General features: G+C 29.2%; 19 protein-coding genes. 13 read left to right on the top strand and 6 right to left on the bottom strand.

Features of this window, described 5'->3' with window-relative positions; translation table 11 throughout:
- The first annotated feature begins 90 nt into the window (after positions 1 to 90).
- From BLU40_RS14530 to BLU40_RS14515, 3 genes are all read left to right on the top strand, one after another.
- Positions 91 to 396, top strand: coding sequence for a hypothetical protein (locus BLU40_RS14530; RefSeq protein ID WP_090125162.1), 306 nt, complete (start codon positions 91 to 93; stop codon positions 394 to 396).
- Between the two features lie 20 nt (positions 397 to 416).
- The gene (locus tag BLU40_RS14525) at positions 417 to 602 is read left to right on the top strand and encodes a YgaP family membrane protein (RefSeq protein WP_090125159.1); all 186 of its coding nucleotides are present in this window, start codon (positions 417 to 419) and stop codon (positions 600 to 602) included.
- Positions 603 to 1,023: 421 nt separating this feature from the next.
- A complete protein-coding gene (locus BLU40_RS14515) occupies positions 1,024 to 3,228 on the top strand; it encodes a TonB-dependent receptor (protein WP_090125154.1) in 2,205 nt (734 codons plus the stop codon).
- 95 nt (positions 3,229 to 3,323) lie between these two features.
- On the opposite strand, the gene BLU40_RS14510 is transcribed toward BLU40_RS14515, so the two are convergent.
- The gene (locus BLU40_RS14510) at positions 3,324 to 3,707 is read right to left on the bottom strand and encodes a Fur family transcriptional regulator (RefSeq protein WP_090125150.1); all 384 of its coding nucleotides are present in this window, start codon (positions 3,705 to 3,707) and stop codon (positions 3,324 to 3,326) included.
- Positions 3,708 to 3,789: 82 nt separating this feature from the next.
- Here BLU40_RS14510 and BLU40_RS14505 point away from each other — a divergent pair, with 82 nt between their 5' ends.
- From BLU40_RS14505 to BLU40_RS14485, 5 genes are all read left to right on the top strand, one after another.
- On the top strand, positions 3,790 to 4,194 hold the full coding sequence (locus BLU40_RS14505; protein ID WP_090125147.1) for a MerC domain-containing protein: 405 nt from the start codon (positions 3,790 to 3,792) through the stop codon (positions 4,192 to 4,194).
- A complete protein-coding gene (folE, locus tag BLU40_RS14500; RefSeq protein WP_175454804.1) occupies positions 4,187 to 4,849 on the top strand; it encodes a GTP cyclohydrolase I FolE in 663 nt (220 codons plus the stop codon). The genes BLU40_RS14505 and folE overlap by 8 nt, the downstream gene beginning before the upstream one ends.
- Positions 4,850 to 4,997: 148 nt before the next feature.
- Entirely contained in the window at positions 4,998 to 5,279 is a 282-nt protein-coding gene (locus tag BLU40_RS14495; RefSeq protein ID WP_139170975.1) for a hypothetical protein, read from the top strand.
- 41 nt (positions 5,280 to 5,320) lie between these two features.
- Entirely contained in the window at positions 5,321 to 7,597 is a 2,277-nt protein-coding gene (locus BLU40_RS14490; protein WP_090125139.1) for a TonB-dependent receptor, read from the top strand.
- Positions 7,598 to 7,705: 108 nt separating this feature from the next.
- Positions 7,706 to 8,941, top strand: coding sequence for a uracil-xanthine permease family protein (locus BLU40_RS14485; protein ID WP_090125136.1), 1,236 nt, complete (start codon positions 7,706 to 7,708; stop codon positions 8,939 to 8,941).
- 79 nt (positions 8,942 to 9,020) lie between these two features.
- On the opposite strand, the gene BLU40_RS14480 is transcribed toward BLU40_RS14485, so the two are convergent.
- From BLU40_RS14480 to BLU40_RS14470, 3 genes are all read right to left on the bottom strand, one after another.
- Positions 9,021 to 10,190 (bottom strand): DUF6786 family protein, encoded by a 1,170-nt coding sequence (locus BLU40_RS14480; protein WP_090125134.1) that lies wholly within the window; start codon positions 10,188 to 10,190, stop codon positions 9,021 to 9,023.
- Positions 10,191 to 10,293: 103 nt separating this feature from the next.
- Positions 10,294 to 11,589, bottom strand: coding sequence for an NCS2 family permease (locus BLU40_RS14475; protein WP_090125131.1), 1,296 nt, complete (start codon positions 11,587 to 11,589; stop codon positions 10,294 to 10,296).
- Between the two features lie 10 nt (positions 11,590 to 11,599).
- Positions 11,600 to 12,262 carry a DUF5020 family protein gene (locus BLU40_RS14470; protein WP_090125129.1) on the bottom strand — a complete coding sequence of 221 codons (663 nt, stop codon included), beginning with the start codon at positions 12,260 to 12,262 and terminating at the stop codon, positions 11,600 to 11,602.
- A 335-nt stretch (positions 12,263 to 12,597) separates the two neighbouring features.
- Between BLU40_RS14470 and BLU40_RS14465 the strand changes: the two genes are divergently transcribed.
- The 5 genes from BLU40_RS14465 to BLU40_RS14445 all read left to right on the top strand — a co-directional run bounded on the left by BLU40_RS14465 (position 12,598) and on the right by BLU40_RS14445 (position 19,527).
- A complete protein-coding gene (locus BLU40_RS14465; protein WP_090125126.1) occupies positions 12,598 to 14,322 on the top strand; it encodes an NAD(P)H-dependent oxidoreductase subunit E in 1,725 nt (574 codons plus the stop codon).
- A gap of 288 nt (positions 14,323 to 14,610) precedes the next feature.
- A complete protein-coding gene (locus BLU40_RS14460) occupies positions 14,611 to 16,338 on the top strand; it encodes an NAD(P)H-dependent oxidoreductase subunit E (RefSeq protein ID WP_090125123.1) in 1,728 nt (575 codons plus the stop codon).
- Positions 16,339 to 16,349: 11 nt separating this feature from the next.
- The gene (locus tag BLU40_RS14455) at positions 16,350 to 17,615 is read left to right on the top strand and encodes an NADH-quinone oxidoreductase subunit B family protein (RefSeq protein WP_090125120.1); all 1,266 of its coding nucleotides are present in this window, start codon (positions 16,350 to 16,352) and stop codon (positions 17,613 to 17,615) included.
- A gap of 15 nt (positions 17,616 to 17,630) precedes the next feature.
- Positions 17,631 to 19,082, top strand: a complete 1,452-nt coding sequence (locus BLU40_RS14450) for a Ni/Fe hydrogenase subunit alpha (protein ID WP_090125118.1) — start codon at positions 17,631 to 17,633, stop codon at positions 19,080 to 19,082.
- Positions 19,066 to 19,527 carry a hydrogenase maturation protease gene (locus tag BLU40_RS14445; protein WP_090125115.1) on the top strand — a complete coding sequence of 154 codons (462 nt, stop codon included), beginning with the start codon at positions 19,066 to 19,068 and terminating at the stop codon, positions 19,525 to 19,527. The genes BLU40_RS14450 and BLU40_RS14445 overlap by 17 nt, the downstream gene beginning before the upstream one ends.
- On the opposite strand, the gene BLU40_RS14440 is transcribed toward BLU40_RS14445, so the two are convergent.
- The gene (locus tag BLU40_RS14440) at positions 19,480 to 20,196 is read right to left on the bottom strand and encodes a DUF3307 domain-containing protein (RefSeq protein WP_090125112.1); all 717 of its coding nucleotides are present in this window, start codon (positions 20,194 to 20,196) and stop codon (positions 19,480 to 19,482) included. The genes BLU40_RS14445 and BLU40_RS14440 overlap by 48 nt on opposite strands.
- Positions 20,193 to 20,792, bottom strand: coding sequence for a SatD family protein (locus BLU40_RS14435; RefSeq protein WP_090125110.1), 600 nt, complete (start codon positions 20,790 to 20,792; stop codon positions 20,193 to 20,195). The genes BLU40_RS14440 and BLU40_RS14435 overlap by 4 nt, the downstream gene beginning before the upstream one ends.
- Between the last annotated feature and the right edge of the window lie 2 nt (positions 20,793 to 20,794).

Raw genomic sequence — 20,794 nt, 5'->3', positions numbered from 1 at the left:
ATCGTTCAGAATGACAAAAAAAGTTGAAAATCAAGTTTATTGAATGTCAACTTTAAAAATTTTCAACTTTAAACCTAAAAACTACATACAATGAAACTAATTTTAATAACAAGCATTCTAGAGTTTGAAAAAGATATTTGTCAGCTATTTAAAAAGTCTGAAGTTGAAGTTTATAGTTCTAACGATATTCAAGGACATAAGTTCTATTCTGCAACAAACATAAAAGACAATTGGTTTTCAGCTCAAAAAGACACTTATAATTCTAAACTATTTTTTTCTTTTACTTCTGAAGAAAAAGTAGAAATTATGCTTAAAAACATTGAAGAATTTAACACCAAAAAAACAACTACAAACCCAATTAAGGCAGTAGTAGTTGATATTGAAAAATATATTTAATAACTAAAAAAAGAAAAAAAATGAAATCAAGATTAATGAACATTATTCCAGGAGCTTTTATATTAATTAGCCTTTTATTAGCGTTAAAAGTAAATATGAATTGGTTGTGGTTTACAGCTTTTGTTGGAGCAAATTTATTTCAACGTGGTTTTACAAAATGGTGTTTACTAGAAATAATACTAGGAAAACTTGGTGTTAAAGATTAATTAATCTCGCTAAAAATAATCTAAAATTAAGAATTTAAGCAAACATATAATTTCATGTGTTTTAGTAACAGCTGTACTGCTTCCTTTTGCAGTACAGTTTGTGCATTCTCTAGAACATCATTTACATGATGAATGTGCAGTCTATGACTTACATTTTGATAATCACGAACAAGATTGTTCTGTTTTTCATTTTAAAATTGATCAAAACTCAATTTTTACTTCTAATATTTTTAGGATTCAGGAAGAGAATGTTTTTTTAGAAAAAATAACATCAATAGAGGTTTTAAATATAAAATTAAAACTTCATTACAAATCTTCAAGATCACCACCTATGTTATTGTTATAAATAAAAGCAATTATAACAAGCTTATTTTTTATTAAAAAAATAAGCTATTACTATTTATACAATAATAAAACTTAAATGAAAAAATTATTCGTAATCCTATTTATAGGATTCAATTTATATAGTTACGGACAAAATAAAATCTCTGGAACTATTTTAAACACAAAAAATGAACCTTTAATTGGTGTTGAGGTTTATATCGAAAAACTAAAAAAAGGAACTTCAACCAATGAACTTGGATATTTTGAATTAAAAAACGTTCCAAACGCAACATTAAAAGTTACTGCACACTATATTGGTTATAAAACACAGGTTAAAACTGTAAGTTTTACAAAACCTGATATAGAACTAAACTTTCTGCTAAAAGAAATGGCGTATCAAATGGATGAAGTAGTTATTTCAACTCCGTTTAATAAATTACAATCAGAAAATGCTATAAAAGTTGTATCGTTAAAATTAAATGAAATTGAGAACGGTGGCTCTACTAACCTAACTGAAGCTATTTCAAGTATTCCGGGTATAGATATGATTGCCAAAGGAACTGGTGTTGCAAAACCTGTTATTAGAGGTTTATCTGGCACCAATGTTTTAATGTTGAATAACGGAATTAAAATGGAAAATTTTCAATTTTCAGAAAATCATCCATTTATTGTAGATGAATTTGGAGTTGATCATATTGAAGTAATTAAAGGACCAGCCTCTTTATTATATGGATCTGATGCTGTTGGTGGTGTTATTAACGTAATTAGAGAAAGACCTGCATTAGAAAACGAAATAACAGGTGACTTTAACACACAATACCATTCAAATACAGATGGTATTACTTTAAATGCTGGTGTTAAAGGAAATTCTAACCAAATAAACTGGGGAATTAGAACTGGTTATAAAAGCCACGCAGATTATGAAGACGGTAATGGAAATTACATTCCAAATACACGCTTTCAAGAAAAATCTTTAAAAGCCAATATTGGTTTAAGAAAATCGTTTGGAATTTTTAATTTGTATTACGATTTTAATCGTCCACAGCTAGGTATGAGTGTTGGAAATGTTAAAACTTTAGAGAAAAGTAGAAATTTAGATTTCTGGTATCAAGATTTAACAAGTCATTTAATTTCATCTAGAAATACACTTTTTTTTAACGATTACAAATTTGATGTAAACCTCTCTTATCAATTAAATAACAGAAAGCTACAAACAGACAATAATACGCCTGCTTTTGAAATGGTAGATATGGATTTAAATACGTTTGCTTATGAAGTAAAAACTCATTTCCCTTCAACAGAAAAAACAGAATATATTATTGGTTTACAAGGTTCAAATAAAACAAATAGAAATAATGAAGCACCAAACCACGTAATTCCAGATACAGATGTAAATGATATTTCGGTATTTGGATTATTACAACATAGTTTTGCTGAAAAATTAAAGACTCAAGTTGGTTTAAGATACGATTATCGCATAATTTCTTCAGAAAAAGAAACAAATAAGCCAGCTATTGACAACGATTATGGAAATATTAGTGGTTCTATAGGGGCAACTTATCCTTTAACGGATGACTTTTTAGTACGTGCAAATTTGGCTTCAGCATATAGAACTCCAAATATTGCTGAATTAACTCAAAATGGCTATCACGGAGCAAGATTTGAAATAGGAAATCCAGATTTAGACACCCAACGTAGTTATGAAGGTGATTTGAGTTTTCATTATCATTCGAAATACATAATGTTAGATGTTTCTGGGTTTTATAACCGCATAAACGATTATATTTATATTGCTCCTACCGGCGAAAATTTAGATAATGGAGATATTATTTATCAATATTCTCAAACAGATTCTAAATTGTATGGTGGTGAACTAATTGTAAATATTACACCAATTGAGTGGTTGAACATTAACACAACGTATTCGTATTTAATAGGAAAAGAAGATAGTGGTAATTACTTACCATACATTCCACATAATAAGTTTCGTTTTGATGTAAAACTTCAAAAAGAAAAAATAGGATTATTACACAGTCCATATTTTAAAATTGGAGGTTTATTAGCTCAGGATCAAGACAATCCTTCAATTTATGAAACTGAAACAGATGGCTACTTTTTAATAAATGCAGGTGTAGGAACTGAACTTAAAATTGGAAAAGAAATGGTAAATATTTCCATCCAAGCAAATAATATATTAAATGAGACCTATATAGATCATTTATCTACTCTTAAAGGAATGAACTATAATAATATTGGTAGAAATATTGTTGCAACAATTAAGATTCCAATTAGTGTAAAATAAAAATCTATTTTAAAGATAAAAGTAACGCCAATGTTTTAACAACTATATTAAAAACATTGGCGCTATTATTTATATAAAAACTATTTACTTAAAATTTAATTAACCAAGCATTTTTCACATACTCCTTGAATTAATAATTGTGAAGATATAATTTCTCTGTTTGGGATTTTTGGAATATTAATATCCATTGTTAAGCAATCTACTTTTCCACACTCTAAACATTGAAAATGAGGATGTACATCGTGATGACTAGAAACCGAACAGCCTTTACACTCTGCATACCATTTATTTCCATCTGTGGCTAAAAAAGAATGCAAAATACCATCTTCTTCCAATTTATTTAAAACACGGTAAATGGTTGTCTTATTCATTTCAGAATTTAAACGGTTTATTAATTCTATTACAGAAATAGCGCCATCATAATTTTTAAATTGATTTAATAATGCTTCAACAGATTTTGTTTTCCGAATAATTCCCATACAGCAAATTTAATACAACTTAGTTGTAATAACAAGAAATGTTTTTATATTTGCAACTTAGTTGCATTAAGAAAAAACAGTCATGAAATTAATATTAAATAAACCAGATTCTCTAGGTGCTTTTGCAAGTACTTTATGTTTAATACATTGTATTGCTACACCTTTTCTTTTTATTGCACAAACTTGCTCTTCAACTTGTTGTGAAACAGCTCCCTCTTGGTGGCGATTGATAGATTATCTTTTTCTTTTAGTTTCGTTTTTTGCTGTTTATAAATCAACACAAACTACTACAAGTAAAATTATAAAACCAATATTATGGATAAGCTGGAGTACTCTTTTTTTTGCAATTTTAAGTGAAAGTATACACTCTATACACTTAATTGAACTACTAAAATATATTGCAGGGTTTTCACTAATTGTAGTTCATATCTACAATTTAAAGTATTGCCAATGTAAAAACGATAAATGCTGTACAAATTATGAATAAAGAACAAATAGATATTATAGGAGACAACCATATTTCTTCTAACGTAGATACACCAATGCGTGCCAATGCTTTTGAAAAATCTAATGATGAAAAAATTAAAAATATTCAACATTATTTTGGTAAAATAATGGAAGAACTTGGACTAGATTTAACTGATGATAGTTTATCAGGAACACCGTACCGTGTTGCTAAAATGTATGTAAAGGAGCTTTTTTATGGCTTAAACCCAGAGAATAAACCAAAACTTTCAGTATTTGAAAATAAATATGACTACAAAAAAATGCTAGTTGAGCAAAATATTACTATAGATTCTGCTTGTGAACATCATTTTTTACCAATTACAGGGCACGCTCATATTGCTTATATACCAAAAGACAAAGTAGTAGGTTTGTCTAAAATAAATCGTTTGGTAGATTATTATTCACATAGACCACAAGTACAAGAACGATTATCATTACAAATTTTAAAAGACTTACAAGTAACCTTAAATACTGAAGATGTAATTGTAATGATTAACGCTAAACATTTGTGTGTATCTTCTAGAGGTATAAAAGATAAAAGTAGCTTTACTACCACACTTGAATACGGTGGTTGTTTTAAAGAAAAATCATTTAGAGATGATTTTTTCAAAATAATTAATCAAAAAATGATATAATTTTTAACATAAAACGTTTTAATACTAATATAATGATAAATATCAATTTTATTGCTATAAAGTTGCATATACATATTTAATAACTACTTTTGCTAAAAATTAAAAAAACATTAAAACAGTACTAAAACATATAATTTCAAATGTATTATTGGCGGCTATATTGCTACCATTTGCTGTGCAATTTGTTCATTCTTTTGAACATCATTGTCATGAAGTTTGTACTACTAATGATTTACATATTGATGAACATAAAGAAGATTGTTCTGTTTTTCATTTCAAAATAAATCAAAATTCTATTGATTTTCCTTCTGAAGTTATAAAAACAACCTACTCTTTATTTGATTCAAAAATTATTACTTCTGAAACTAAATTAGTTTCAACTCAACTTACACATAAATCTTCAAGAGCTCCACCAATTTTATTGTTTTAACCGTATTACATAATAATATTAAACAATAAAATAAATCATATATGAAATCATATATTTTAATCCTATTTGTAGGATTATCTGCTGTTTTGCATTCTCAAAACACCATTACTGGTACCATTACAAATACTGAAAATGAGAAACTATTAGGTGTTGAAGTTTACATTAATGAACTACACAAAGGTACTTCAACCAATGAAAAAGGATATTTCGAATTAACTAATTTACCAAGTAACACCTTAAAAATTACTGTTGCTTATATTGGATATAAAACAGAAATAAAAACAATTAAATTAACGCAAGAAATAACAACTTTAAACTTTGTTTTAAAAGAATCAGTTTTTAAAATGGATGAAGTAATTATTTCTACTCCTTTCAACAAATTACAAAGCCAAAATGTAATGAAGGTTGAAAAAACAACTCTTAAACAAATTCAAAATCAAGGAGCTGTAACTTTAAATGATGGTATAAACACCATTCCTGGAGTTGAAACGGTATCAACAGGTATTGGTATAGGTAAACCTGTAATTAGAGGGTTACGTGGTAATAGAGTACTTGTTTATAGCTCTGGTATTCGTTTAGAAAACCAACAGTGGGGAGACGAGCACGGCTTAGGTGTAGATGATTCTAGCATAGAAAGCTTAGAAGTAATTAAAGGCCCTGCATCATTATTATATGGTTCAGATGCTTTAGGTGGTGTGTTGTACTTTAACCCTGCTAAATTTGCAAAAACTAACGAATTAGATCTAAACGCTGGTCATACTTATTTTTCTAATACTGAAGGATCTAAAACTCATTTTGGTTTTAAAAAATCATTCAACTCTTGGAAATTTTTAGCAAATGGTTCCCGTAGCGAACATAGCGATTATAAAACTAGTGATGTTTACAGAGTATCAAACACTCGTTTTAATGAAACAAACTTTAATTCTGCTATTGGATATAATAATAAATTTATTTCAAGTGCTTTACGTTTTTCTTACAACAGAAGCAATATTGGAATTCCAGAAGAAATTGGAGAGCAAACAACTGAAAAGCATTTAGAATTACCTTATCAAGATTTAACTACAAAAATGATAAGTTTTGACAATACTATATTTTTAGGTGAATCTAAAATTACAGCAATTGGTGGTTATACTTTTAACACTCGTAAAGAATTTGAAGATGAGCATCACCATGATGAACACGAAGAAGGAGATCTCGATGAAGACGAGCACGATGAACACGAAGAAGTTTTTGATCCTTCAATTCTTTTAAAATTAAAAACGTATAACTACGATGTAAAATGGCATTTACCAAAATCAGAAAATTTTGAAGCTATTGTTGGAGTTCAAGGAATGCATCAAACTAATGAAAATGGTGGAGAAGAAATTTTAATTCCGAATGCAAAAACAAATGATATTGGAGTTATGGCAACAGCTATTTACTCAAAAGGAATTCATAATTTACAAGGTGGTGTTCGTTTTGACTATAGAAGTTTAGACACAGAAGAACACATTATTGCACATGAAGACGAATTACACGTATTTAATGCTTTAGATAAATCATTTGAAAACATTTCTGCTTCTTTAGGTTATAAAACAACGTTGTTTAACAATATAGAAACTAGATTAAATTTAGCTTCAGGTTTTAAAGCTCCAAATTTATCTGAATTATCTTCTAACGGTGTTCATCATGGAAGTAATCGTTTTGAATTAGGAAACAGCGATTTAGATAGCGAACGTAATTACCAAAGTGATTTATCTTTAGAATATAAAACCAATCATTTTGAAATTACAGTAAACGGTTTTTATAACTATATTTCAGACTATATATTTATTTCACCAACTAGAGAAGTTGAAGATGGCTTTGAAGTGTATGAATACATACAAGATGATGCTAAATTATATGGTGGTGAGTTTGGATTACACTTACACCCTCACCCATTAGATTGGCTGCATATTTACAGTAACTTCGAAATGGTTATTGGTAAGCAAGATAATGGCGAGTATTTACCATTAATCCCTGCAAATAAACTTACAAATACACTTAGAGCTGAATTCAATTCAATAGGTAAATTCAAAAATAATTTTCTATCACTTACCTATGAAAACACCTTTAAACAAGATAATGTTGGGGTATTTGAAACACCTACCTCTAGTTACAACCTATTAAATTTTGGTGCTGGTACTTCTTACTCTTTTAATAAAGTAAATTTAGATTTTAACTTAAACTTAAATAACGCATTAGATAAAGGTTATATTTCACATCTATCACGTTTAAAATCTAATGGTATTCAAAATATTGGAAGAAACGTTGTAGCTAGTCTAAAAATCAGTATTTAAATTAAGAATTAATATAAATAAGATATTCACAGAACAATCTAAACCTTGATATTTAGATTGTTCTGTTTTTATGGTTAATTTTGTGGGATTTTAAATTTAAAACCAAAAATGAAACCAACACAAACTAACAACACTTCAGAAATTAAAAGTACGCCGAAGCGAATAATTATTGGAATCCAATTTTTATTTGTTGCTTTTGGTGCTACCGTTTTAGTTCCATTATTAATTGATATTGACCCTGCAGTAGCTTTATTTACTGCTGGTGTAGGTACTCTTATTTTTCATATTATTACCAAAGGTAAAGTTCCTGTATTTTTAGGTAGTAGTTTTGCTTTTATAGCGCCTATTGTTGCTGCTACTAAGCTTTACGGCTATCCTGGCACATTGGGAGGTTTAATTGCTGTTGGTATTGTTTACGGTATTGTTTCGGCAATTGTAAAACTATGGGGATTAAAAGTTATCGAAAAAATATTCCCTTCAATTGTAGTAGGGCCAGTAATTATGATTATTGGATTATCACTAGCTTCAGTAGGTGTAGATATGGCTAAAACTAATTGGTTAATTGCAATGTCTGTTTTAATTACAGCAATTGTAATTGTAGTTTATGCAAAAGGAATATTAAAATTAATTCCAATTTTTATTGGTATTGTTGTTGGTTATATTATTTCAATTATAGCTGGCTTGGTAGACTTTACACCTGTTAGTGAAGCTGCTTGGTTTGCGTTACCTAAATTTACAACACCAGAATTTAATTGGGCAGCAATTGTTTATATGATTCCTGTTGCTGTTGCTCCTATTATAGAACATATTGGAGATATGTATGCTATTGGAGGTGTTGCAGATAAAGAATTTGTAAAAGAACCAGGTTTACACAGAACGTTACTTGGAGATGGTGTTGCAACTGCTTTTGCTGGTTTTTTAGGTGGTCCACCTAACACAACTTATAGTGAGGTTACTGGAGCAGTTGCTTTAACAAAAATTACAGACCCAAGAGTTTTACGTATTGCGGCGGTTACGGCAATTGTATTCTCTTTAGTAGGAAAAATTAGTGCATTGTTAAAAACAATTCCTGGAGCTGTTTTAGGCGGAATTATGTTATTATTATTTGGAATGATTGCAAGTATTGGTATTAAAACTTTAATTGATGCTAAAACAGATTTTTCTAAAACACGAAATCAAGTAATTGTTTCTATTATTTTAACAATTGGTATTGGTGGAGCTCAAATGAGTTATGGTAATTTTTCTTTAGCAGGTATCGGTTTAGCTTCAATTGTTGGTGTTATTTTAAATCTTGTTTTACCAAGCAAATCAACACCTATAAAAGGTAGCCATATTGAAGAATAAAATACATTTTTTTAAGGCTTTGGCATAAAAAAATTAAATAATATATCCCCTTTCTGAGTTTATCAAAAAGGGGATTTTTTTATATATTAATTTCAGTTAATGCTACACCAAGAAGTTTTTTAGAAATAACATCTAATGCATATTTAGAGCCTTCAAAATGAAAAATTGTTTGACTATGATAAAGTTCTTCATTTGGTTTTAATTCCGATTGAGCTGAAAGAGTTTCTAACTCATAAAAAGGCCAATTTCTATCTTCAGCTGAATTTACTTCACCATTAAAAATATTAATTACATCGCCTTTATAAGGCTTTGTATGACCCCAAACACAATTTGCATACAATTCTTCATTTTCAACAAAATTAAAAGTACAAATAGTTAGTAAACTTAGTTCTGGTGAATAACTACCAAATACGTTTTTTACATTTTCTGGCTGAATACCAATCTTATTCATATAATTAGCATCGGCTTTATAAAACACAGTTTCGTTTTCTATTTTTATTCGCTCTTTAGTTAACGGAGTAAAGTAATTTGTAACCGAATCTAACTTATTTTTTGTAGGAATAATAACAATTGTTTTTGGTGTTGTTTTAACGCAGGCTAGATCCCAAATTGAAAGTAATCCATTTTGTTTTGACCATTGAATTGAATCTATATTTTTAACCCAAGATTCGACTTTAAAAGCAACTTCTGAAACGTTGTTATACGCAATATTTAATTCATTTTTAATTTCTTCTGAAGATAAAATTGAAACTTTCCTCTTTACATCTATGTTAAAAGTATAATTGTTGGCATTTAAAATATTCATTGTGCTAGAACAAACTATAGATTTATCTGTTTTACTTTCAACAATAAACCTCTTCGATTTCATATCTTTCGAAGGGCCAATTGTTTCAGCAGTTTGTGGTGTATTTGGAGCAAAAAACGTAGCGTATTTACCAACTTCAGGAGCAAAAATTAATCTACCCTCACCTCCCATTGCTGTTAAATTGTTTTTATATTCTTCCTTCAGAATTAAATTTTTATTAAAATATCCATAACTTATACCTTCCATTCCTTTTGAAGAACTTGTAAAAACTCGTCCTTGTAAAATTCCTGAAACGGCTATTTTAGAATTACCAGAACTTAATATTTCCAATCCTTCAATATTTTTTAAAAATTCAATATCATCTTTAAACATAGTTTCCTTTTTTATTTGATTACAATTAGCAAATAAGAGTACTGTTAAAATAATTAATAATAGGTTTCTCATTTTATTACAAATTTAAATGCTCAATTTAACAAAATAGCGTCCAAATAAAAAGCCTTCATAAACAATTTATGAAGGCTTTATTATTTTTTAAAATTCTATCTAATTATACAAAAAACTTGATAATAAATAGAATTGCAATAATTATCATAATTGGTTTAATCTCTTTGAATTTTCCTGTTAATAACTTCAAGAAAACATAAGATAACATACCAAAAACAATCCCTTCAGCAATACTATATGTTAATGGCATCATTACAATAGTAAAAAACGCTGGAATAGCTTCTGTATAGTCCGTTAAATCAATTTTCATTATTGGTGAAATCATAAACAAACCTACAATTATTAAAGCTGGAGCAGTTGCAGCAGCAGGAATAATCATAAATACTGGCGCAAAGAAAAGCGATAAAGCAAACATTGCTGCAACAGTTAAAGCTGTCATACCTGTTTTTCCACCTTCAGCAACACCAGCAGCACTTTCTACATAGGTTGTTACTGTTGAAGTTCCTAAAATTGCTCCAAAAAATGTTCCAATAGAATCTGCAAATAAAGCTTGTTTAACTCTTGGCACTCTTCCTTCTTTATCTAACATTCCAGATTTAGAAGAAACACCAACTAGCGTTCCAACTGTATCAAACATATCTACAAATAAAAATGTAAATAAAACAATTAACATATCTATTGTAAATACCTGAGAAAAATCGAATTTAAAGAAAATTGGCTCTATTGATGGTGGTAAACTTACTACTGTAAAGTCTTCAGGAATTACAGTTACACCAACAAATAAACCTAAAATAGTTGAAGCTAAAATACCTATTAAAATTGCTCCTTTAACTTTTCTAGTTAATAAAACACCAATAATTAAAACACCTACTAAACCAACATAAACAGCTGGATTTTTCATGTCTCCTAATTGAACTAAAGTAGCTGGATTATCTGAAATTAATCCAGTTCCTTTTAAACCAATAAAAGCAATAAATAGTCCAATACCAACAGATACTGCGTGTTTTAAATTTAATGGTATAGAGTTTACAATTAGCTCTCTAATATTAAAAGCTGTTAGTAAAAGAAATATAATACCCTCTAAAAAAACTGCTGTTAAAGCAAACTCCCAAGAGTATCCCATACCTAATACAACTGTAAACGCAAAAAATGCGTTTAATCCCATTCCTGGAGCCAATGCAAAAGGTAATTTTGCAACTAAAGCCATTACTAATGTAGCAATTACTGCAGATAAAGCTGTTGCTGTAAATACAGCATCTTTATCCATTCCTGCAGCACTTAATATACCTGGATTTACGGCTAAAATATACACCATTGTCATAAATGTTGTAATACCTGCAATAATCTCCGTTTTTAAGGTCGATTTATTTTCTGTAATTTTAAAAAACTTGTCTAACATAATTCAGGTTTTAAAGATTCCACTTTACAGCTAATGTAGGTCTTCCTTTAATAGCGTCATTTGCTACACCAAAGTTCGAAGAAATTTCTAACTCGCCTCCTACTGAAAAAGTTTTATTAATATGGTACCATAACTGTGGTTCAGCTAAAAATACATTTCCATCATAAAATAATCCTTCTTGTGTCCAGTAATCAGCAAATCCAGAACATGTTAATTTATCTGCTATAATATTCCAATACCAAGTAGCGGTTACCTGAAAGTTAGCTTCTCCATTTGCTCCTGTAAAAGCTTTATAACCTGCATAGGTAGAGAATCCCCATTTTGCATTTCCTTTACCATAGTTTGCTCCAAAAATCCAAGCTTCATTAATTGTAAAGATACCGTTTTTAGATGAAGGATTATTAGACAAACCTCCATTATACTCTACGTGTAAACCAACAGGCATTTTTTCTGTTTTTAAAACACGCGCTATTTCATAATAAGCTAAACTTGTCCCATCTGTGGCGTTATAATCGAAATCTACAAAAGTAAATGTGTTACCATATTTATCTGGTTTAAACATTTCGAAAGTTGTTGTAAAATGCCCTCTTTCTAAATCTCTATGCAATTGAAAGTTTTGTGCAGTAACAGAAACTGTTACTAAAATTGTTAAAAGTGTGATTAGTTTTTTCATTGTGTTGTTGTTTGTTGTGTTTGTGAAAAATTAAGCGGCAAAAATAACACATTTAAGACAGTTTTATCTTATAAACAACTAGCTATTATTAACATATAATTAACAAAACAGTTAATTTATAAAGATTCTAAACACGGTAATTTATAAAAACCTTATTTCTTTCTAAGAAAATTGATTTATTACACAATAAAAACTAATTTCTTTTAAGAATTTAAAGAATTGTAATACTTCAATTCCTATTAATTATATATATTATAAAACCTAGTATTTCAACAAAAAACAATTGACAATCAATATGTTAATTTGTATATTTAATACTATAAACTTATTTTATTATGAAACGTAAAAGACTATTAGCCCGTCTTTGGCAGTTTCAGAATGATAATGGTTATATACCCCAAGTTTCCATTAATAAACTTGCTCAAGAACTGAGGGTTTCAAAAATTGAAATTGAAGGAGTTATTTCATTCTATCACTTCTTTCACAAAGAACCAACAAATAAATACATCATTTATTTAAACAAAAGCATAGTATCGGAATTTAAAGGTTATAATAATGTAAAAAAAGCTTTTGAAAAAGAAACAAATTGTACTTTTGAAACTAACAATAAAGACTCTCTATTTTCTTTATTTGAAACACCTTGCATTGGACTTAGCGATCAAGAACCTGCCGCTTTAATAAACTTTTATCCTTTTACAAATTTAACACCACAAAAGGTTCGTTCTATTATTTTTCATTTAAAAAATGGAAATAATTTAAAAGATATTTCAAGTAATCCAACAAGTAAAATTCAATATAAACCAGCAAAAAACAAAACAATTTTTTTTAGAGATTATGTATTAGGAAACTCAATAAAAAAACTTAAAAACCTTACTCAAAATCAAGTTTTATCTGAATTAAAAAATGTTGGAGTTTCTGGAAGAGGCGGTGCATTTTTTCAAACAGCTACTAAATGGACGTATTGTAAAAACAATAAAAATAAACCAAAATATATAATTTGTAATGCAGACGAAGGAGAACCAGGAACATTTAAAGATAAAGCAATACTTAATAATTTACCTGGATTAATGTTAGAAGGAATGATTTTAGCAGCCTATGTAACTGGGGCTAAAAATGGAATTATTTATTTAAGAGCTGAATACAAATACCTTCAACCAAAAATTGAAAAAGCTATTGCTTTGATGTATAAAAGCGGTTTTTTAGGTAAAAACATTAACGGTATTAAAAATTTCAATTTCGAAATTGAACTTCAATTAGGTGCCGGAGCATACATTTGTGGTGCCGAAACAGCTTTAATAGAATCGTTAGAAGGTAAAAGAGGAGAGCCAAGAATTCGTAACCTTTTTCCAACAGAAGCCGGCTACTTAAATAAACCAACTGTTGTTAATAATGTCGAAACCTTTGCGTTAGCAGCAAGGGTTATTGAACTTGGTAGTTGTTTTTTTAAAAATATTGGAACCAAAATTAGTAAAGGAACCAAATTAGTGAGTATATCTGGAGATATTGCTAAACCAGGTATTTTTGAAATTGAATGGGGCACTACAATAAATCAGCTTTTAAGTATAGAAATGTGCAATGCTAGCGAGCCATATTATATTCAAATTAATGGTCCATCTGGAGTATGTATTAACCAAAATGAATTTAATAGAAAAATTGCAAAAGAAGATTTAGCTTGTAATGGATCCATAATGGTATTTAACAAAAACAGAAACATTATTCAAATAATTGAAAACTTCACTAAGTTTTTTAGAAGTGAATCCTGTGGAAATTGTACACCTTGTAGAGCTGGAAATCAAATTTTACTTGAAAAAATTAAAAAAATAAAAAACGGCATTGCTACTGCTAACGATTTAGATGATATTAAAAAATGGAACAATATTATGAAACTATCTAGTAAATGTGGTCTTGGTAAATATTCTGCAAGTACTTTTAGTAGCGCAATTGATAAATTTAGAAACTATTTTAATAAAATAATTATAAAAAATAAAGGTGAAATTAAGTTTGATTTGGAAGCTGCAGTTTTTGATTATAACGAGTTAATACAGAATACTCAAAACTAACTATCTAAACAACAATAATTTATACTAAACACAAAAATACAATCGTTTTAAAACAGCTTTTTATATAAATATGATTTAAATCATAATAAATTTATTATTTCAACAAAAATATAATTTAATAAAAACTGTTTTTTAATTAATTCTAAATGATAATATGGATAAATACTTAACAAATAAAAAATACCTGCTAGAAAAATTTTAATTTTAAATAAATCGCTCGAAAACGTTTGAAATTGGTCTTTTAACTTTAATTAATTCGTAACTTTAGTAATATCAATTATTAATCATATGGACCGAACGCAATTGTTAAATAAACTTTGGGAATTTCAACATAGATTAGGTTATATCTCAAAAGAAAGTATCTCAACATTATCTAAAAAATTAAATGTTTCAACTGTTGAAATAGAAAGTGTAGTTTCATTCTACCATTTTTTCCACAAAAAGCCAACAGGTAAACATACTATTTACCTAAATAACAGTATCATATCCGACTTAAAAGGCTTTGAAGATGTTAAAGCTACTTTTGAAAAAGAAACTGGTTGTAGTTTTGGAGAGTATGGAAACAAAGAGTTTTCTTTATTTGAAACTTCTTGTATTGGTATGAGTGATCAAGAACCTGCGGCTTTAATTAACTTCCAGCCATTTACAGATTTAACTCCTTCTAAAGTTAGAAACATTATTCAAAAAATAAAAAATGGAGAAAATGTTAAAGATTTTTCTAGTAAAACAATTAGTAAAATACACTACACTCCAGATGATGACAAAACAGTTATTTTTCGAAATTATGAATTAGGTAAAAGTGTAAAAGAAGGCTTAAAATTTACACCTCAAGAAATAATTGATAAAATTTACAAATCGAAATTAAAAGGCTGTGGTGGTGCTTTTTTTGATGTTGGCTACAAATGGCAATCGTGTAAGCGAAATGAAGACACCGAAAAATATATTATTTGTAATGCAGATGAAGGTGAACCTGGAACATTTAAAGATCGTGCAATTTTTCAACATTTACCAGGCTTAGTTATTGAAGGTATGATTTTAGCTGGCTACGCAACCGGAGCCAAAGAAGGTATTATTTATTTACGAGCAGAGTACCAATATTTCAAACAAAAATTAGAAGATTTAATTCAAGAATTTTACACGCAAAATTTACTAGGTAAAAACATACAAAGCATAGATGGTTTCGATTTTGAAATACGAATTCAATTAGGCGCTGGTTCTTACGTTTGTGGTGCAGCTTCAGCCTTAATAGAATCTATGCAAGGTAGACGTGGCGAACCACCTGTACGTATGTGGAGCGCAACCAAACACGGTTTTAAACACAAGCCAACAGTAGTAAATAATGTAGAATCTTTAGCATATGCTTCTAGAATAATTGAACTTGGTGAAGATTATTTTTTAAGTATGGGAACCAAAGAAACTCCTGGAACTAAGTTAATAAGTATTTCTGGTGATGTTGCAAAAGCTGGTATTTATGAAATTGAATACGGAACTTCAATTCGTGAATTATTAGGTATAGAAATGGCACAAGCAACTGCACCTTATTATGTACAAGTTAGTGGTCCATCTGGTGAATGTGTTTCTCCTGCAGAATTTGATCGTAAAATTTGTATGGAAGATATTTTATGTGGTGGAAGTTTTATGGTATTTAATAGAACTCGAGATATTTTACACATACTTCGCAACTTTATGGAATTTTTTAAAGAAGAATCTTGCGGTGTGTGTACACCTTGTAGAGCTGGAAATTTCATTTTAAATGAAAAAGTGAAGAAAATGCAACGTGGTTTAGCCTCGCAAGATGATGTAGATGAAATAAAAAAATGGGGAAAAATAATAAAACTTTCTAGTAGATGTGGTTTAGGAAAGTCTTCACCAAACTCGTTGATATTTTCAATAGATAAATTCAAAGATTATTACAATTTAAAAATAGCTCCTTCAAACGAATTTCAAAATGTAGAGTTTGATATGGAAGCTGCCATACACGAATTTGATAGTATAATTAAAGATACCCAACTGTAAAACCATTTAAAATGAAAGAAGTATCATTTAAAATAGACGGAAGAGATTGCAAGGCCGAGAAAGGTCAAAATTTAATTGAAGCTGCCAAACAAAACGGTATTTTTATTCCTACGTTGTGCTATTTCAAACACCTTAATCCTTTAGGTAGTTGTAGAGTTTGTACTGTTAAACAAAATGGTAAACCTATTGCAGGTTGTACAGTTTCTATTGCTGAAGGAATGGATATTGAGGTAAATACACCTGAGTTACTAGACAACCGTAAAGCAATTTTAGAAATGATGTTTGTTGAAGGTAATCACTTTTGCCCTTCTTGTGAGAAAAGTGGAGATTGCCAAATGCAAAATTTAGGTTATGAAACCGGTATACGTTATACACGTTTTCCTCATTTATTTGTAGATAGAATTGTAGATGCACGTCCTGAGCGTATTGTGGTAAATCAAAATAGATGTATAAAATGTAAACGCTGTATTGAAGAAGTTATTACTAACGATGGTTTTAAAGTTTTCAATTTTACCAACAGAGGTAACCAAACTTTAGTTTCTGTAGATTACGAACAAGAAGCAAAACTTTCTGAAGCTCAAGCAGAACATGCAATGCATATTTGCCCTACAGGTTCAATTTTAGTAAAAGGAAAAACATTTGGTAAACCTTTTGGAGATCGCCAGTTCGATTATGCACACGAAGGACAAAACATTCCACTTACAGATATTAAAAAGCAAGTAAAATCTAATAAAAGAAAAATGAGAGTAGCCACAACCTCTTTAGCTGGTTGTTTTGGCTGTCATATGTCTTTATTAGATGTAGATTTAGGTTTATTAGATTTAATAGAGCTGGTTGAATTTAATAAATCTCCATTAACCGATATTAAAAAGTTTACCGAGCGTTGCGATATTGGTTTAATTGAAGGCGGATGTTGTAATACCGATAATATTGAAGTATTAAGAGAGTTCCGTAAAAACTGCGATATTTTAGTTTCGGTTGGCGAATGTGCTATTTGGGGAGGTTTACCAGCAATTAGAAACACCGTTCCTTTAGAAGATTGTTTAAAAGAAGCCTATCTAGATTCTTTAACAAGTGAAGAAGGTGAAACAGTTATACCTCATCACGAAGATATTCCTAAAATATTAAACAAAGTTTACTCTAACCACGAGGTTGTAAAAATAGATTACCATATTCCAGGTTGTCCTCCAAATGCAAATCATATTTGGAATGTTGTAAAAAACCTTCTTTTTGAAGAAGAGTTTTCTATTTCTTACCCTGAATTTAAATACGACTAACTTAAAAACAAACTAATGAGCAAAAGAAAAATAGTTATAGAACCAGTTACTCGTGTTGAAGGGCACGGAAAAGTAACCATAAAAATGGATGAAAACGGCAAAGTTGATGATGCGTTTTTACATATTGTTGAATTTAGAGGTTTCGAAAAATTTATACAAGGTCATCCGTATTGGGAAGCGCCTGTTTTAGTACAACGATTATGTGGTATTTGTCCTGTAAGTCATCATATTGCTGCAGCAAAAGCCATTGATCAATTAGTTGGTGTAGATCCTGAAAACTTATCACCAACAGCTACAAAACTGCGTAAATTACTCCATTACGGTCAAGTATTTCAATCACATTCATTACACTTCTTTTATTTAGCTTCACCAGATATTTTATTTGGAATAAATGCACCTGCAGAAAAAAGAAATATTGTTGCTGTTGCAGCTCATAATCAAGAGTTAGCTAAAAAAGGAATTCTTATGCGTAAGTTTGGTCAAGAAATTATCAAAGCTTTAGCTGGTAAAAAAATTCACGGAATTTTAGCAGTTCCTGGAGGAGTTCATAAAACATTTACAGCTGAAGAACGTGAATATTTCTTAGATGGTAAACAAATTCCTAATGTTGATACTATGATAGAATGGTCTAAAGAAATTATAGACTTTATGAAAAACTATCATACTGAAAATGCTGAATGGATTGACAATTTTGCAAAATATGATTCGAACCACTTAGGTTTAGTAGATAAAGAAACTGGCGCGTTAGAATTATACGATGGCCGCTTACGATCTGTAGATGCAACTGGTAACGAACTATTAAATATTTCAGATATTGAATATGGCTATCATTTTAAAGAAGCTGTTGAACCTTGGTCTTACTTAAAGTTTCCTTATATGACTAAGTATGGTCGTGAGAATGGTTGGAACAGAGTTGGACCTTTAGCACGTATGAATACTTGCTCACACATAAACACACCATTAGCTGAAACAGAACGACAAATTTTTAAAGCTTACACACAAAACAAACCTAATAATATGACAATGCATACGCATTGGGCACGTTTAATTGAAATGCTTCATTGTGCTGAATTAATGAAGGAATTACTATTAGATAATGAAATTATGGGTAATGATTTAGTAAGAGAAGGAACTCCTAGAAATAAAGGTATTGGTATTATTGAAGCTCCAAGAGGAACGCTAATTCACGAATATCATACAGATGATAAAGGTTTAATTACAAAATGTAATTTAATAGTTTCTACAACACATAATAACGAAGCCATGAACCGTGGAGTTAGAGCTGTTGCTCAAGAAGTTTTAAACGATAAACCTGAAATTACTGAACCAATGTTAAACCAAGTAGAAATGGCTATTAGAGCTTACGATCCTTGTTTAAGTTGTGCAACACACGCACTAGGTGAAATGCCTTTAATTGTAAAAATAGAAGATGCTAACGGAAACTTAATTGATGAAAAAACTAGATAACATACTTATTATAGGAATAGGAAATAATACCCGCCAAGACGATGGTCTTGGTTGGGCTTTTCTAGACAATTTGGTAGAACAAGGTTATAATGAAGATAATTTATTATACAAATATCAATTAATGGTTGAAGATGCAGAATTAATTGCTGAATATAATACTGTAATTTTTGTTGATGCTTATAAAAAAGAGCTAGAAAATGGTTTTATTTTTGAAGAAATTGAACCAGCTAAACAAGTTTCATTTTCAACACATGCGGTACCTCCAAATCAAATATTAAATTTATGTGAAACTATTTACAACAAAACACCCAAAGCTTACGTACTAAAAATTGAAGGTATTACGTGGGAAATTGAAATTAAATTAAGCGAACAAGCTAGTAATAATCTCGAAAAATCTTTAAATTATTTTAATCAAATAATTATACCCCAAACCTGTAACAATTGAAAATGTAAAGCTTAATAAAGTACCTATTAGAATATATTCTGTTAGTTTTCTATCATCTGCTTTAGTTAAATCTCCAAATCTAAATATAGATTTGGCTGCTAAAAGAAAACCTACACCACTCCAATTATTGGTAATTATAAACACGAATATTAATAAGCGTTCTATAATTCCAATATATTTTCCTGCGTCATCTAACGATTTTTTGTTTGAATTACCTTTAATTTCCCATTTAGAAATTATCACCTTCATAACAATTGATGATACAACGGTTGCCATTAACAATGCAATAACAAATAGCAATACTTTAGGAGAAAACAATGCATTTAAATCTAAAAAAATTGGCTTGTATAAATTAACCACAAATACAATTACGGCCAAATGCGCTAGCTGATCCCATAAAAATAGCCATCTAAAATTTAGTTTCTTTTTTAAATTTAGCTTTAACACATCAATTATATAATGAGAAATTATAATTATTAATACACCTAACCAATAAACTCTATTAAATTGAAGCACTACTAAAGCGGCAAATAAATGCACTAAAATATGCCAATATAAATATGGCGATTTGTGTTTCTTTTTCTCTTTGCTTTTCACCCATTTTTCAGGTTGAAATACAAAATCACCAATTACATGAGCCAATATTAGTTTTAATAACAAAGCAATCATAATGAAACCATTAAAGTTCTATAATATTTTTCCATTCGTATAATTTCATCATAACCAGCAATTTTTAAATTCTTACTAATGGCACTTTGGGTTTTATTCAACATCTTAGCCAGTTCTTTTTGATTTAAATTTGGATTTTCAATAACCATTTTCACAATTTCCGATGATTTCTGAGTCCAACTATTCATTGTTAACTGCGCTAAATCAAACAATAAATTTAATTGAATATCTAAGTTTTTATCTTCAGATTTAAAAGCCAAAGTACTTTTTTTTAAACTTTCAAAACACTCACCTGAATTTACAAAAGCAGTTCCATTAGAAACTGTAATTTTTTCTGAACTATATGTCTTACTCCCAATTCCAATAGCCAACCTAACATCTAAACCTTTAATAGTTTTTATGGTCGCTTTCATTAAAATTGAAGCTTCTAAAGCTTTTTCTGGTTTAATTTCTAACTGAAAACTATCTCCTCTATAAATTTCCCATTCTTTAGGCTCAGAACCATACAAGTTTAATACCTGTTTTAATAATGGCATCCAAATACTTGGTTCATTCTTTTTTGAATTTACTATGTCTCCAGTTATTATACTAGTCATCT

It is taken from the genome of Lutibacter oricola (assembly GCF_900106565.1).
In the GTDB taxonomy this organism is placed as follows: Bacteria; Bacteroidota; Bacteroidia; order Flavobacteriales; family Flavobacteriaceae; genus Lutibacter; species Lutibacter oricola.
Note: the sequence above shows the minus strand (reverse complement) of the source record. Positions and strands in the feature narration are given on the sequence as shown.